This window comes from Curtobacterium sp. BH-2-1-1, assembly GCF_001806325.1.
Classification (GTDB): domain Bacteria; phylum Actinomycetota; class Actinomycetes; order Actinomycetales; family Microbacteriaceae; genus Curtobacterium.
In genome coordinates, this window is sequence record NZ_CP017580.1 from 2,414,655 (window position 1) to 2,429,501 (window position 14,847).

Here is a 14,847-nt window from a genome sequence, read left to right on the forward strand (position 1 = left end):
GGACTCGCTTTCTGTGTGTGGAGGAGGGTCAGGACTGCTTGGCGGCGGCCTTGGCGGCGCTCGCGACGGAGTGCCGTCGGATCGTCTGGGAGACCGCGACGGCGACGATGAGCGCACCGCCGTAGAAGAGCTGCTGGACGAAGTTGTCGGCGCCGAGCATCTGGAGCCCGACGACGCCGGAGAACAGGAAGTAGACGGCGATGAAGGTGCCGATGGCGTTGAAGCGCCCGGGGATGATCGCGGTGGCCCCGAGGTAGCAGGCGGCGAACGCGGGGAGCAGGAACGACTGCCCGCTCGAGGGGTCCGCCCCGCCGAGCGTGCCGGCGTAGACGACCCCGGCCACCGCGGCGGTGAGGCCCGCGCCGACGAACGCTCCGACGCGGAGCCGGCGGACGTTCAGGCCGGAGAGCTCGGCGACGGTGCGACCGGTGCCCACGAACAGGAGCCGTCGACCGACCGGGGTGGCGCTCAGGACGATGAGGACGACCACGGTGGCGATCAGGCCGTAGACGAACGCCAGGGGCAGCCCGGCGAGCCCGCGCCACCCGACGGTCGCCTGGACGAGCGCCGGGTCGATGCCGGTCACCGACGAGGACGCGCTCATCCACTGGATGATCCCGATCATGAACGTCGAGGTGCCGAGCGTCACGATGAACGAGTCGATCCGGAACGCGACCGTGAGCAGGCCGTTCACCAGGCCGACGACCACGCCGATCGCCAGGCCGACCAGGATCGCCGGCAGCAGCGGGATGTCCATCTTGGCGTTGAGGACGGCGATCGTCATGGCGGAGAGCGACATCGTCGAGGCGCCGGACAGGTCGAACTCACCCGCGGTCAGGGGGAACAGGAAGCCGAGCGCCAGGATGAGCAGTACGGACTGGGACCCGAGGATGTTCTGCAGGTTCCCCAGGGTCGGGTAGGTGTCGGGGAGCGCGATGCTGAACGCGATCACGATGACGAGCCAGGCGCCGAGCAGTGCGTAGCGCTCGGTGTGCCCCCACGAGAAGCGCGGGCGGGTGGGGCGGACGATCGACGTCTCGAGGGCGGGTTCGGCGGTGGTGGACATCAGGCGGTCTCCTTGACGGGGGAGGAGTCGGGGGAGGAGGGAGCGGGATCGACGAGGCTGGCGACGACGGCCGCCGCGATGACGTCGCGGTCGATCCGGTCGCCGGTGAGCACGTCGTGGACGCGGCCGTGGGCGAGGACCACGACCCGGTCGCACATCTGGGCGAGCTGCTCGTAGTCGGTCGAGGCGCAGACGATCGAGACGCCCTGGTCGGCGGTCCGGCGGAGCATCGAGAAGATCGCCGCACGAGCGCCGACGTCGATGCCCTGCGTCGGCTCCTGGAGCAGCACGAGCCGTGGGTCGTCCTGCATCCACTTCGCGAGGACGGCCTTCTGCTGGTTGCCGCCGGAGAGCGTGCCGAAGAGCGCGGAGGGGTCGGCGGGACGGACGTCCCAGTCGCGGACGAGGCCCTCGACGTACGACCGCTCCCGTGCCGGCGAGAGCCCGAGCAGTCCGCGGAGCTTCCCGAGGACGGGCAGGGTCACGTTCTGCTCGACGGACAGGGTCAGGGCACCGCCCTCGCGCTTGCGGTCGGCGGGGACGTAGACGACCCCGCGGGCGATCGAGGTCGCCGGGCTGGTGGCGCCGAGGTCGACCGTGGCGTCCCGGACCGTGAGGGTCCCGGTCGCCGCCCGGGCGCCGTACAGGCCTGGAAGCACGTCCTCGACGCCCGAGCCGGCGAGCCCGGTGATGCCGACGACCTCGCCGTCCGCGACGTCGAACGAGAGCCCGTCGACGACACCGGCCCGGAGGTCCCGGACCGTCACGACCGCGTCGCCCGTGGTGGCGGGGCGGGCACTGCGTGCGGCCGCGCCGTCGAGCCCGCGTCCGACGATGAGCGAGACGAGCTCGTCCGCGGTCGTGGTCGCGGTGTCCCGGTGCGCCTGGACCCGACCGGCCCGGAGGACCGTGACGCGGTCGGCGTGCTCGAGGACCTCGGACATGTCGTGCGACACGAGGAGGGCCGACGTGCGGCCGTCGGACACGAGGTCCTTGACGACGCGGAAGAGCAGGTCCGCGTCCTCCTTCGGCAGGAACACCGTCGGTTCGTCGAGGACGATGAGCGCCCGGTCGTCACCCAGTTCGGCGACGGCCCGCAGGATCGCGACGAGCGCCTTCTGCGTGTCGGTCAGCTCCTCGATCCGGGCCCGCGGGTCGATGTCCACGCCGTAGCGGGCGAAGAGCTCCGCGGCCGCCCGGTGCTCGGCGCCCCAGCGGACGAACGGACCACGGCCGGCGACGACGGTGGCGAGCCGGAGGTTCTCGGTCACCCCGAGCGACGGCACGAGGGCCAGGTCCTGGTGCACGAAGCTGATGCCGACGCGGCGGAAGTACCCGGGAGGCACCGGCAGCGGGAGCCGGGAGCCGCGGACCTCGATCGTCGCTCCCGGGTCCGGCGCGTAGGTGCCGGACAGGATCTTGATGAGGGTCGACTTGCCGGAACCGTTCTCGCCGAGCAGCGCGTGCACCTGGCCCGGACGGACCTCGAGTTCGACGTCGTCGAGCGCGGTCAGTCCGCCGAACCGCTTGGTGAGCCCGCTGATCCGCAGGACCGGCGCGGTGGTCGCACCGGCCTCGACGACCGCAGCGGACGCTGCGGGGCTGCGCCGTGCCTCCCGGGTGGCGCTCACTTCGCCGGACCCCAGATCTCCTCGTACCCGGTCTTGTACGCGTCGCCGTAGCCCTTGCTCGGCGCGGGCGGGGTACCCGCCTCGTCGACGTTGTCCTTCGTGAACACCTTGAGCGGGGTCTGCTCGTCGCCGTCCTCGATGATCGGGGTGTCGGTCAGGACGCGACCGGCCTGGTCGAGCGTGGCGTAGGCGAGCCACTCCATGTTCTCGCCGATGTCCATCGTCATGACGTTGCCCTCCTGCAGGATCTTCATCACCGCGGGCGTCCCGTTGTACGAGGACGTGAAGACCTGGCCGGTCTTGCCGGCCGCCGTCACCCCGGCCTCGACGAAGAGGGCCATCGAGTCGTACACGGGCAGGACGTAGTCGAGGTTCGGGTCGGACTGGATCGCGGACTGGACGGTCGACGAGATCTTCGTCGCCCAGTCGGCGACCGGCACGTTCGTCACCTTCACCTTGCAGCCCGAGCAGTACTCGTCGAACTCCTCCTGCATGGCCTTGACGATGCCGTCCGACGGCGGGACCTCGGACGAGGTGATGATGAGCACGTCACCCGCGCCCTTCGTCTCCTTGATGGCCCAGTCGGCGTTGAGCTTCGCGGCCTCGTGGAAGGGCGCGGTCACCTGGGCGGCGACGAGGTCCTGCAGCTGGTCGGGGAGCGCCTCCCCCGTCTGGTACGTGTGGCTGATGAGCACCGGGATGCCGGCGGCCTTCGCACGCTTGAGCGCCGGGACGATGAGCTCGCCGTTGACGCCCTGCGCGAGGACGATGATGTCGGCCTTCCGGCTGATCGCCTGGTCGATGCCGGCGGACTGCTCGGTCGGCGTGCCCTGGTTCGTGTACTCGATCCACTTCGCGCCGTACTCCTCGGCGAGCTGCTGCCCCGCCTCGTCGACGGACACGATGAACGGCACGGCGGACGAGTTCGGGATGTTGAAGATCGTCTTGCCCGCGATCTTCGACATGTCGAACGGCTTGCCCTCGAAGGTGAACTCCGGGTCGACGCTCGCCGCCGTGATCTGGCTGGTGGCGTGCTCGACCCCGGCGGAGTCGTCGGACGAGTCGGTCGAGGCCGTCGAGGTGGCGGAGCAGGCGGACAGGAACAGCACACCGCTGAGTGCGGCGGCCAGGAGCGCGGGACGTGCGAGCCGCGTTCGGGTGGGTGCGGGGGACGACATCGGTCGAGGACCTCCAGGACGTGGTGCGGGGACGGGTGACGGGTGCGGGTGCTGCCGGTGCTGCGGGTACGCCGAACACCCCGCGGCGCGAGGTGGGCGTGACGACGAGGGGCGTCGGTCACTTCGGGGTGTGGGAGAGCGCTCCGCCGGGGGCGATGCGTCGGGGATGACGGGGCCGCTCCGGTGGGGCTGATGCGAATGTAACGGGCTGCGGGCCGCCAGCGGGTGCCCGGCGGTAACGGTCCTGTTAGGCGTTTGTTTCGCCGGTGTTAGGCCACCGGCGCCACGGCGTCGACGAGCCGCCGTGCCGCGCCGTTCCGGGGCGGGCGATCCCGCCGCCCCACCCCGGAGCGGTGCGGATCCGCGCGTCCGTGCGGCGGCGCCGCCCGGGCGAAACACCCCGGAAGCAATCGCGCCGACTTCCGGTAACGCGTCTCTCACAAGTCGGCGGTCGGCCGAGCGGACCCCGCTGGCGGAATGCGACGGACCCGTCCGGAGCGGCGCCCGCTGACCAGGGCATTCCCCGCCGTGGCATCCGGCGCCCCCTGGCGTAACCCACCCGATACGGGCGCGCCACGGAGGCGAAACGAACGGCGGATGGACTGCAGTCGCACACCGTCCCCGACCGCAGGAGCAGATCGATGATCACCACCGTCGTCGCCGGCAACCCCAAGCCGGCATCGCGGACGCTCGACGCGGCCACGGTCGTGCTCGAACGCCTCACCGGTCGGGCACCCGACCACGTCGTCGACGTGATCGACCTCGGCCCGGGTCTGCTCGGCTGGGGCGACGACGCGGTGTCGGAAGCGGTGCGCACCGTCGCCGCGTCCGACCTCGTCGTCGTCGCCTCGCCCACGTTCAAGGCGACCTACACCGGCGTCCTCAAGCTCTTCCTCGACCAGTTCGCCACCGGGGACGGCCTCGCCGGTGTCGTCGCCGTCCCGCTCATGCTCGGCGCCGGCCCCGCGCACGCCCTCGCCCCCGAGGTCTTCCTCAAGCCCGTGCTCGTCGAGCTCGGTGCGACCGTCCCGGCTCCGGCCCTGTACCTCAACGACAAGCAGTACTCCGAGCCCGCATCGACCGAGGTCTGGCTCGCCCGGTGGCGCGACGTCGTCCTCGGCGCGACCGCGAGCCTCCAGGAAGGAACCCGCTCATGATCAGCCCCTACTCGCCCGAGGCCCCCGACCTCGGTGCCCTCCGTCAGGCGTTCTCCGGCTTCCCCTGCGGGGTCGCGGCGCTCGCCGCCGTCGTCGACGACGAGCCCACGGTGCTCGTCGCCTCGTCCTTCACCGTGGGGGTGTCGCAGGACCCGCCGCTCGTGATGTTCGCGGTGCAGCACACGTCGTCGACGTGGCCGGTGCTGCGTGCGGCCGGCACGATCGGGGTCTCGATCCTCGGCGAGGGGCACGCGCAGGTCACCCGGCAGCTCGCGTCGAAGGACAAGTCGGTCCGGTTCGTCGGTGTCGACACGACGGTGTCCGAGTCGGGGTCGGTCTTCCTCGAGGGCGCTCCGATCTGGCTCGAGTGCGCCGTCGAGCACACCTACCCGGCGGGTGACCACGACATCGTCGTGCTGCGGGTCCTCGGACTCATGTCGGACTTCGCGCACAGCCCGCTGGTCTGGCACCGGTCCGCCTTCGCGACGCTCAGCGCCTGAGCGCGCTGACGCAGGGACGGGAGGCGCGGTGCGGGTGAGCAGATCCGCTCACCCGCACCGCGCCTCCCGTCCGGTCCTGCGGCGTCAGCCGCGCAGTGCCTCCGTCAGCTTCACCCGGCTGCCGGTGCGCAGCAGCGCGTTCTCGTAGATCCGGGCGCCGACGACCACGACGAGCACGACCGAGACCGCCACGATGACGAGGGACAGGATCGGCTCCCACCACTCGGCGGTCCCGAGGAAGATCCGCATCGGCATCCCGATCGGCGCGCTGAACGGCACGTAGGACATCACGCCGAGGATCGTCGGGTTGTTGTACGCGACGATGATGAGGATGTACGGGATCATCACGAGCATCATCACGGGGGTGGTGACGCTGCCGACGTCCTCCTGACGGGAGACGAGCACCGCGGCCGCCGCGAACAGCGAGGCGATGAGCACGAAGCCGATCGCGAAGAACCCGACGAACCAGAGCATGCTCGGGCCGAGCACCGTGAACATGTTGTCCTGCCCGGTGACCGCGAGCGTCACCGCCGCCGCGATCGCCACCGCGACGATCTGCGCGAACGCCATCACGCTGTTGCCGAGGACCTTGCCGGCCAGGAGCGCCCGGGCCGGGATCGCCGCCATCAGGATCTCGACGACGCGGGTGGACTTCTCCTCGACGACGCTCTGCGCGATCGACTGACCGAAGGTCACGGCGGACGCGAAGTACACGACGCCGAAGGCCAGCGCCACGATGTAGATCAGGCCGCCGGGGATCGCGTTCGGGTCGAGCAGCTCGATGCGGGGGGAGACGCTCAGCGCCTGGACGACGTCGGTCGGGGCGTCGTCGAGCCCCACGACCTTGTAGCCGAGCGGGTCGTCGGACGGCAGGACCGCCGCGTCGACGTCACCGTTCTCGACGAGTCGTTCGGCGGCGGCAGCGGTCGGCGCCTCGGTGACGTCGAGCCCCTTGCTCGTCGGCAGGCTGACCCCGTCGACGACCGCGACCGGGGTAGTGTCGCCCGCCGTGGCCTTGCCGACGATGCCGCCGACGACGATCGACGCGACGACCATGAGGATGAGGATGCAGGCGGACACGACGAACGCCTTGCTGCGGACGCGGGCCTGGATCTCGCGCGCGGCGACGAGCCGCACGGACTGGACGAACGAGCCGTTCATCGGACGACCTCCCGGAAGACCTCGCTGAGCCGCGGGACACGCGGCGAGAACGACCCGACGGTGCCGTGCTGGACGGCCCGCTGCAGGACGCGCTGCGCGGTGGCGTCGTCGGCCTCGAACACGGCGTAGCCGCCGTCGAACTCGCGGACGGTGACGCCCGGTTCGTCGCGGAGCCAGGCGACGTCACCGTCGACGAGGAGCTCCCACGCGGCGGGGCCGGCCTGCTTCCGCAGTTCGTCCTGCGGACCGGCGGCGCGGATCGTGCCCCCGGCGATCACCACGACGTCGTCGCAGAGCCGCTCGACGACGTCCAGCTGGTGGCTCGAGAACAGCACGGGCACGCCGCCCGCCGCTGCCTCGCGCAGGACGGCGAGCACGACGTCGACGGCCATCGGGTCGAGGCCGGAGAACGGCTCGTCGAGCACGAGGACCTCGGGGTCGTGGGCGAGCGCGGCGGCGACCTGCACGCGCTGCTGGTTGCCGAGGGACAGCTTCTCGACGGCGTCGGTGGCGTGCGGCGCCAGGCCGAGCCGGTCGAGCAGGTCGGTGGTGCGGCTCGCCGCGGTGCGCTTGTCGACGCCGTGCAGCCGGGCGAAGTACGTGATCTGCTCGGCGACCGGCATCTTCGGGTAGAGCCCGCGCTCCTCCGGCATGTAGCCGAAGCGGCGACGGTCGGCCGGGCCGATCGTGGTGCCGTCGATGGACACGGTGCCGGCGTCGGCCTGGAGCACGCCGAGCAGGATCCGCATCGTGGTGGTCTTGCCGGCGCCGTTGCCGCCGACGAACCCGGTCAGGCGTCCGTCGCCGACCGTGAACGTCACGTCGTCGAGCACGCGGCGGTCGCCGTACTGCTTGGTCACCCCGTCGATGGTGAGCATGTCGTTCCCCTCTCGCGGCGGTTCACTCCGCCTGCGTCGACGCTATTGCGCGGGGTGCGACGGGCGCCTCCGGCTGGCGACGGGGATCGGGGCACTGCGGGCTCCGCCGCGTGGGGGAGCGCGGGTCGGACGGGGGTCTAGGCGGGGGTTCCGGCCACGCCGTGCTCGAAGGCCCAGACGACCGCCTGGATGCGGTCGCGCAGACCGAGCTTCTGGAGGACGTTCGACACGTGGGTCTTCACGGTCGCCTCACCGACCCACAGCTCCGTCGCGATCTCGGCGTTGCTCAGCCCGCGGGCGAGCAGCCGGAGGACCTCGGTCTCACGCTCGGTCAGCCCTGCCGTGACGACCGCCTCGTCGCCGTCCGGTGCCGCGGGCGCCCCGGAACCGGCGGTCGCGCGGCTGATCACCCGGCGGGTCACGTCCGGGGCGAGCAGCGCGTCGCCGGCCGCCACGGTGCGGACGGCGTCGATCAGCCGCTCGGGGGAGGCGTTCTTCAGCAGGAACCCGCTCGCCCCGGCCTCGAGCGCCTGGAAGAGGGCGTCGTCGTGGTCGAAGGTCGTCAGGACGAGCACGGCCGGGGGCTCCGGGAGCGCGGCGATCCGGCGCGCCGCCTCGAGCCCGTCGACGTTCGGCATCTGGACGTCGAGGCACACCACGTCCGGTCGGAGCACCCGCACGGCCTCGACCGCCTCCGCGCCGTCAGCGGCCTCGCCGACGACCCGGAACCCCGGCTCGGACTCGAGGATGACGCGGAACCCGGCCCGGACGAGGTCCTGGTCGTCCGCGAGCACGATGGTCAGGTCGTCGGCAGCCATGCTCGCACCAGCCAGCCTCCCCGGGCGCGCGGCCCGATCTCGATCCGTCCGCCCACCGCGGCGACGCGTTCGCGCATCCCCACGTGGCCGAGTCCGCTGCCCGCGGTGTTCCGCGGTGCCCGGTCGCCGTGGCCGTCGTCGGTGACCTCGACCTCGACGCCGTCGTCGAGGTACCGCACCCGGACGTCCGCCCGGGCCGTCGGGCCGGCGTGCTTGAGGACGTTCGTCACGGCCTCTTGCGCGATCCGGTACGCGACCGCCGAGACCGTGGGCGGGACGTCGCGGACGCTGCCGACCACGACGTACTCGGTCGGGTGCCCCGCGGTCCGGGCCGAGTCGGCGAGCTCGCCGATCCGGCCGAGCCCCTCGGTGCTCGGAGCGGCGCGGACGTCGTCGCCGCCGTCCTCGTCGGCGCGCAGGGTGCCGAGCATCCGGCGGAGCTCCTCGACGGCGGTCCGGGCGCTCTGCTCGACCACGCCGAGCGACGCCGTCGCCTGCTCGGGGTCGTGGCCGATCACGCGTCGAGCCGCGCCGGCCTGCACCCCCATGAGTGACACGTGGTGCGCCACGACGTCGTGGAGTTCGCGGGCGATGCGCACGCGCTCGATCGTCACCGCCTGGGCAGCGCTCCGCTCGCGTTCGGCGGCGAGCTCGGCGGTGCGGAGGTCGAGCTCGTGCTTCGCCACCGCCGACGCCCAGGCCCGGTTGCCGGCGTACCAGGCAGCGCCGAAGTAGATGACGTTGATCACGATGTTGAGCAGCGAGAGCGCGATGTACGGCGGGATGAGGCCGCCGTCGTCGTTCGGCAGCGCGTTCGGCACCGCCCAACCGAAGGCGATCGCGACGAACAGCCAGGCGAACATGCCGCCGATGACCACCCAGCGCACGAGCTCGGCGCGCACACGGTCCGAGCACCACGCACCGACCGTGTACAGGGCGATGAACAGCGTGAAGTTCACGAGGAAGACCTCGGGCACGTGCAGGATCTGCGTCGCCGCGAAGGCCAGCGCCGAGACGACCGCCATCGTCATCGGCCAGCGGCGGCGGAACGCGACCGGTGCGGCGTTCGCCACGACGAGCAGTGCCGAGACCCACCACGCTGCCTGGTCGTCGCCGTAGGTCCCGGCCGACCCGTAGAGCATCGTCGTGATCGCCAGTCCGGCGCCGAGGACGAGTGCGAGGAGGGCGTCCTGGCGGAACTCGCGGCGCCCCACCGGCAGCCGTGACCACTCCGCGGTCGTCCCCATGGTCACCACGGTAGCGGGTGCGGTGGTCGGAGTAGCCTGCCGCCAACCGAACAGGGGAGGCACCATGCAGTTCCTCGTCAACGTCATCGACGACGGGCAGGCCGAGGCCGCCGGTCGGACCGAGTCCGCGACACGGACCGAGGCGGACGCGGTCGACGCGCTCAACGAGCGGCTCGGCGACGCCGTCGTCTTCGCGGCCGGGGTGTCCGCGCCGTCGGACGCCGTGGTGGTCGACGCCCGTCGCGCCGAGCCGACCACGACCCCGGGGCTCGTCGGGGACCCGGCCGAGTTCGTCGCCGGGTTCTGGGTCATGGACCTGCCGGACGCCGAGACCGCGCTGCGGGTCGCGCAGGAGGCGTCGGTGGCGTGCAACCGGAAGATCGAGCTGCGCCCGCTGCTCTGACCCGCGCACCGAGCACGGCACAGGCGGCCGTCACGAGCGCCCCGGCCCCGAACGTGCCGAGCGACCCCAGCGGTTCGACGACCGCTCCGGCCGCCGCGGCACCGCCGGCCTGGCCGAGGACGAGCGCCACGAAGAGCACCGAGGTGCCGGCCGAGGACCGCTCCGGATCGACCTCGGTGGTCCACGCGATCAGGGCGCCGGTCGCCGCCGTGTACCCCCAGCCGAACACGGCGCACGCGACGAGCGCCACGGGCGTCCACTGCGGCACCGTGCCGAGCGCCAGCACACCGAGGGCGACGGCGGCGGTGGTGAGCGTCCACTGCGTCCGGGCACGCAGCCGACTCGTCCACCGGGCGGTCGCCACGACGGCGGCACCGCCCGCGCCGAGCGCGATCCACGCGGACACCGAGACGGCGACCGGTGCGCCGGCGTCGACGAGCACCGAGCGGCCGTAGGTCCACACGACCGCCGACCCTGCGCCGAAGAGCAGGGCGAGCACGAGGACCGCACGGTGCGCCGTCCACCACACGCGGTCCGGGGCCGGTGCTCGCTTCGTGGGGGTCTGCCCGGCCGTCGCCGTCCGGCGGGACGACCACGAGGACGCGAGCAGGACCACCCCGACGACCAGCGCCGCGATCCCGGACCACGTCCAAGCGGTCCGCCAGTCGGGCAGGAGCACGAGCGCGAGCACGCCCGCGGCGACGAGGCCGGGGCCCGTCCCGGCGTTCACCACGGCCTGCGCCCGGCCCTGTGCCGGCTGCGGCACGAGGGTCGTCACGAGACTGACGAGTGCGGGCGAGGCCAGTCCCGCGCCCGCCGAACCGACGACCGACGCGATCGCGAACGCCGTGGGGTCGCCGGCCGCGGCCATGCCGAGTGCACCACCGCCTGCGACGACGGCGGCGACCGCCACGAGGACCCGGGGCACGCGGCCGGCACAGCGGTACCCGACCACGGCGCCGACGCAGTACATCGCCGAGGCTCCGGACGAGACCCACCCCGCAGCGTCGGCGCGCAGCCCGAGGTCCCGCTGGACGTCGGGCAGGAACAGCCCGTACGCCAGCCGGACCAGGCCGTACGTCGCGGCGATGAGGCCGAGGCCGCTCCCCAGGAACACCGACTGTCGTAACGAAAACGATCGTTTCACTTTTGAGAGCCTAGGGTGCTCTCATGGCGATGCGTCCAGGAACCGAGCAGAAGCTGCTCGACGCCGCGGAGGAGCTCTTCTTCACCCGGGGCATCGCCGCGACGCCGATCGACGCCGTCCTCGAGCGCGCGGGGATCTCGAGCGCCACGCTCTACCGCGGGTACGCCAGCAAGGAGTCGCTCGTCGCCGCGGCACTGGCCCGTCGACACGACGACTGGCTCGCCACCTGGGACCGGGCCGTCGACGCCGCCGAGGACGACCGCGGCCGACTGCTCGCGGTGTTCGACGCCCTCGACGCGTACCGCTCCACGCCGTCGGGGTCGCGGTGGTGCGCGTTCCTCGGCACGGCAGCCGAGTACGTCGACGCCCCGTCCGACGTCCGCGCGGTCCTCGACCGCGAGACGGACACCCTGCGGCGACGCCTGACCGAGTCGGCCGAGCCCGTGGTCGGCGCACACGCCGGGGCGCTCGCCGAGCAGCTGCTGCTCCTCGTCTCGGGGTACCTCGCGATGCGCCTCCGCGAACCGGGCCTCGGGACCGCTACCGCGCGTGCCGTCGCCGACGCGCTCCTCGGGTCGGCGGAGCGACCGGTTCCTGCGCGACTTCACACCTGACGTCCGCGTGTACCCGAGGTGCTCCGGTACCCGACTCGGTAGCTTGCCCGGTGTGCAGCGGATCTCCTCGACCCTCGTGACGACGCGTGTGACCGCGGACGGCATCGTCCCCCTCGCATGAGCAGCTCGCGCGCGGCCCGGATCACCCGCCGCTCCCTCCTCGCCGGCGGCGCCGCGGTCGTCGTGGCCGGTGCCGCTGCCGAGGCCGTGAACCTCCGGCTGCTCCCCGGCCGCTCGACGATGTACCGCGTGCTCGGCCTCGACGGACCGGCGGGCACCGTCCCCGACGTCACGCCGGTGCCGACGGTGTCCGGGTCGTTCACGTCGCGCGCTCGGAAGGGGGTCGAGGTCGGTTGGACGATCGCCGCGCCGCAGTCCGACCGGCCCCTGCCGATCGTGGTCGCCCTGCACGGCTACGGCGACGACCACGCGGACTTCTTCGGCTCCCACCTCGGCTACGACCGGTTCCTCGCCGCGCACGTCGCCGCGGGCGGAGCGCCGTTCGCGATCGCCGCGGTCGACGGCGGCAACCGCTACTGGCACCGGCGCGCGGACGGCGACGACCCTGCCGCGATGGTCGTCGACGAGTTCCTGCCGCTGCTCGCCCGCCGCGGGTTCGACACCGCACGGCTCGCGTTCACCGGCTACTCGATGGGCGGCTACGGCGCGCTCCACCTCGGCGGCGTGCTCGGCTCGGCGCGGGTGCGTGCGGTCTCCGCGATCAGCCCCGCGCTGTGGCGGTCGGCGGGGGAGACGGCGCGGGGCGCGTTCGACGACCCCGCGGACTTCGCCGCGAACACGGTGCTCGGCCGACAGCCCTCCCTCGACGGCGTCGCGGTCCGCGTCGACTGCGGCACCGGCGACGGGTTCGAACCCGCCGTGCGTGCGTACGTCGACGGCTTCGCGACCGCACCGGCCGGCGGGTTCGAGCCGGGCGGGCACACCACCGCCTACTGGCGGCGGCTCGCGCCGCAGCAGCTGCGGTTCCTGGGCCGGCACCTGCAGGCCTGACCCGCGCCGACGGCGGCCTGGAGGCGCGGGGCGGCCCCGCACCGTCCCTCCAGTCCGTCGGCTGGTCGAGCCCACGGCCGTTCCCGGCTCCGTCGCTGACCGTTCCGGTTCACGATCCCCGGGATCTGCGAACCGGAACGGTCACGGCGCGGACGACTTCAGCGGATCCCGCGCAGGCCGCGCACCGCGTCGGCGGCGAGCTCGGCGAGCCGTCAGGCGCGACCGCGGTTGCGGCGGCGGATCTCCTTCGGCGCCCGGCCGGCCATGAACGAGCGAGCTGGGTCGACGAGGAAGCCCTGGCGCAGTGCCTCGCGGCCGACGAGCATCCGGAAGCCCATCTGGTCGCGGTTGCTCAGCGTGACCTCGGCCTCGAAGACACGCCCGGCGAGGGACATCTCGGTGAGGACCACGATGCGCTCCTGGGTGTGCCCGGTGGAGCTCCGGACGATGCGCCGGTCGTGCACGTCGCACTCGATCGTGACGGCGTCGGCGTCGGTGTCCTGCCAGGGGTGCACCGAGAAGCGGACCCGGTCGCCGGGGAGTTCCTCGAGGTCGAACGCGTGCAGCGCTGAGCTGCGCGCACCGGTGTCGAGCTTCACCTTGATCCACGGGATGCCGAGGCTCGGCAGGGCCGCCCACTCCCGCCAGCCGGCGACCACGAGACCGCCGTTCGGGGACTTCGGTACTCGGGCCATGTGCCCATCCTGTCGCATGCTTGGATGGAGCGTCGCCGTCGATACCAACCCCGGAGCCTCCCCGATGAAACTCGCCATCCTGTCGCGTGCGCCGCACGCGTACTCGACGGAGCGCCTCCGGGCCGCCGCGATCGACCGCGGGCACGAGGTGAAGGTGCTCAACACGCTCCGGTTCGCGATCGACCTGACCGGCGACGACCCCGACCTGCAGTACCGCGGCAAGCTCCTGTCCGACTACGACGCCGTGCTGCCGCGCATCGGGAACTCGATCACCTACTACGGCACCGCAGTGGTCCGGCAGTTCGAGCAGATGGACGTCTACACGCCGAACACGGCCAACGGGATCACGAACTCGCGCGACAAGCTGCGGGCGAACCAGATCCTCTCGCGGCACGACATCGGCATGCCCGCGACGACGTTCGTGAACGGCCGCGCCGACGTCCGCGGGGCGATCGAGCGCGTCGGCGGAGCGCCCGTCGTGATCAAGCTGCTCGAGGGCACGCAGGGCATCGGCGTGATCCTCGCTCCCGAGGCGAAGGTCGCCGAGTCGATCGTCGAGACCCTGCACTCCACGAAGCAGAACGTGCTCATCCAGAGCTTCATCTCCGAGAGCCGCGGCAAGGACATCCGCGCGCTCGTCGTCGGTGACCGGGTGGTCGCGGCGATGCGGCGGAGCGCCTCCGGCGACGAGTTCCGGTCGAACGTGCACCGCGGCGGGACGGTCGAGAAGGTCACGCTGACGCCCGAGTACGAAGAGGCCGCCGTCCGCTCGGCGCAGATCATGGGCCTGCGGGTCGCCGGCGTCGACATGCTCGAGGGCAACGACGGGCCGCTCGTGATGGAGGTCAACTCCTCCCCGGGGCTCGAGGGCATCGAGCGTGCCACCGGCCTCGACATCGCCGGCGCGATCATCGACTTCATCGCGAACCAGGTGGCCTTCCCCGAGATCGACGTCCGGCAGCGGCTCTCGGTCTCGACCGGTTACGGCGTCGCCGAGCTGCTCGTGCACACGAACGCCGACCTCGTCGGGAAGACCATCAAGGAGTCCGGTCTCTGGGACCGCGACATCACCGTCCTGACGCTGCATCGCGGCTCGGGCGTCATCCCGAACCCGCGCAGCGGCGTGGCCCTCGAGCCCGGCGACCGCCTGCTCTGCTTCGGCAAGCTCGAGGAGATGCGCTCGATGATCCCCGAGCGCCGGAAGCGCCGTGCGAAGGTCCGCAAGCTGCCCAAGGAGCCGCGTCAGCCCGAGGCGTGAGGCACATCCGGAGTGCACTGTCCCCCGCCTGTCAGCGCATCCGGATCGCGTACCCAGGCCAGATGCGGAAGTATGTGTCGGTG

The 14,847-nt window shown here is 72.4% G+C and carries 15 protein-coding genes; 6 read left to right on the plus strand and 9 right to left on the minus strand.

Features of this window, described 5'->3' with window-relative positions:
- Positions 1 to 28: 28 nt before the first annotated feature.
- Genes BJK06_RS11570 through BJK06_RS11580 form a run of 3 tightly spaced genes read right to left on the minus strand, consistent with a single transcriptional unit; the run spans position 29 to position 3,875 of the window.
- Positions 29 to 1,066 (minus strand): ABC transporter permease, encoded by a 1,038-nt coding sequence (locus BJK06_RS11570; protein ID WP_070418018.1) that lies wholly within the window; start codon positions 1,064 to 1,066, stop codon positions 29 to 31.
- Positions 1,066 to 2,697 (minus strand): sugar ABC transporter ATP-binding protein, encoded by a 1,632-nt coding sequence (locus tag BJK06_RS11575; RefSeq protein WP_070418019.1) that lies wholly within the window; start codon positions 2,695 to 2,697, stop codon positions 1,066 to 1,068. Before BJK06_RS11575 ends, BJK06_RS11570 begins: the two co-directional genes overlap by 1 nt.
- Entirely contained in the window at positions 2,694 to 3,875 is a 1,182-nt protein-coding gene (locus BJK06_RS11580) for a sugar ABC transporter substrate-binding protein (RefSeq protein WP_070418020.1), read from the minus strand. The genes BJK06_RS11575 and BJK06_RS11580 overlap by 4 nt, the downstream gene beginning before the upstream one ends.
- A gap of 641 nt (positions 3,876 to 4,516) precedes the next feature.
- Between BJK06_RS11580 and BJK06_RS11585 the strand changes: the two genes are divergently transcribed.
- Both BJK06_RS11585 and BJK06_RS11590 read left to right on the plus strand, forming a co-directional pair.
- Positions 4,517 to 5,032, plus strand: a complete 516-nt coding sequence (locus BJK06_RS11585; RefSeq protein WP_070418021.1) for an NADPH-dependent FMN reductase — start codon at positions 4,517 to 4,519, stop codon at positions 5,030 to 5,032.
- Positions 5,029 to 5,532 carry a flavin reductase family protein gene (locus BJK06_RS11590; RefSeq protein ID WP_070418022.1) on the plus strand — a complete coding sequence of 168 codons (504 nt, stop codon included), beginning with the start codon at positions 5,029 to 5,031 and terminating at the stop codon, positions 5,530 to 5,532. The genes BJK06_RS11585 and BJK06_RS11590 overlap by 4 nt, the downstream gene beginning before the upstream one ends.
- A gap of 84 nt (positions 5,533 to 5,616) precedes the next feature.
- Here the strand turns inward: BJK06_RS11590 and BJK06_RS11595 are convergent, their stop codons facing one another.
- The 4 genes from BJK06_RS11595 to BJK06_RS11610 all read right to left on the minus strand — a co-directional run bounded on the left by BJK06_RS11595 (position 5,617) and on the right by BJK06_RS11610 (position 9,636).
- Complete coding sequence (locus tag BJK06_RS11595) at positions 5,617 to 6,693, minus strand: ABC transporter permease (protein WP_070418023.1); 1,077 nt, start codon at positions 6,691 to 6,693, stop codon at positions 5,617 to 5,619.
- The gene (locus BJK06_RS11600; protein ID WP_070418024.1) at positions 6,690 to 7,571 is read right to left on the minus strand and encodes an ABC transporter ATP-binding protein; all 882 of its coding nucleotides are present in this window, start codon (positions 7,569 to 7,571) and stop codon (positions 6,690 to 6,692) included. Before BJK06_RS11600 ends, BJK06_RS11595 begins: the two co-directional genes overlap by 4 nt.
- Before the next feature lie 137 nt (positions 7,572 to 7,708).
- Entirely contained in the window at positions 7,709 to 8,389 is a 681-nt protein-coding gene (locus tag BJK06_RS11605; protein ID WP_070418025.1) for a response regulator transcription factor, read from the minus strand.
- Entirely contained in the window at positions 8,371 to 9,636 is a 1,266-nt protein-coding gene (locus BJK06_RS11610; protein ID WP_070418026.1) for a sensor histidine kinase, read from the minus strand. Before BJK06_RS11610 ends, BJK06_RS11605 begins: the two co-directional genes overlap by 19 nt.
- 64 nt (positions 9,637 to 9,700) lie before the next feature.
- Between BJK06_RS11610 and BJK06_RS11615 the strand changes: the two genes are divergently transcribed.
- A complete protein-coding gene (locus tag BJK06_RS11615) occupies positions 9,701 to 10,039 on the plus strand; it encodes a YciI family protein (protein WP_070418027.1) in 339 nt (112 codons plus the stop codon).
- On the opposite strand, the gene BJK06_RS11620 is transcribed toward BJK06_RS11615, so the two are convergent.
- The gene (locus BJK06_RS11620) at positions 9,945 to 11,156 is read right to left on the minus strand and encodes an MFS transporter (protein WP_070418028.1); all 1,212 of its coding nucleotides are present in this window, start codon (positions 11,154 to 11,156) and stop codon (positions 9,945 to 9,947) included. The genes BJK06_RS11615 and BJK06_RS11620 overlap by 95 nt on opposite strands.
- 53 nt (positions 11,157 to 11,209) lie before the next feature.
- Between BJK06_RS11620 and BJK06_RS11625 the strand changes: the two genes are divergently transcribed.
- Both BJK06_RS11625 and BJK06_RS11630 read left to right on the plus strand, forming a co-directional pair.
- Positions 11,210 to 11,800, plus strand: coding sequence for a TetR/AcrR family transcriptional regulator (locus BJK06_RS11625; RefSeq protein WP_070418029.1), 591 nt, complete (start codon positions 11,210 to 11,212; stop codon positions 11,798 to 11,800).
- Positions 11,801 to 11,917: 117 nt separating this feature from the next.
- A complete protein-coding gene (locus tag BJK06_RS11630) occupies positions 11,918 to 12,811 on the plus strand; it encodes an alpha/beta hydrolase family protein (RefSeq protein WP_070418030.1) in 894 nt (297 codons plus the stop codon).
- A gap of 212 nt (positions 12,812 to 13,023) precedes the next feature.
- Here the strand turns inward: BJK06_RS11630 and BJK06_RS11635 are convergent, their stop codons facing one another.
- Entirely contained in the window at positions 13,024 to 13,506 is a 483-nt protein-coding gene (locus BJK06_RS11635) for a RimK/LysX family protein (protein WP_070418031.1), read from the minus strand.
- A gap of 64 nt (positions 13,507 to 13,570) precedes the next feature.
- On the opposite strand from BJK06_RS11635, the gene rimK reads away from it, so the two are divergent.
- Positions 13,571 to 14,764 carry a 30S ribosomal protein S6--L-glutamate ligase gene (gene rimK / locus BJK06_RS11640; protein WP_070418032.1) on the plus strand — a complete coding sequence of 398 codons (1,194 nt, stop codon included), beginning with the start codon at positions 13,571 to 13,573 and terminating at the stop codon, positions 14,762 to 14,764.
- Positions 14,765 to 14,847: the final 83 nt, after the last annotated feature.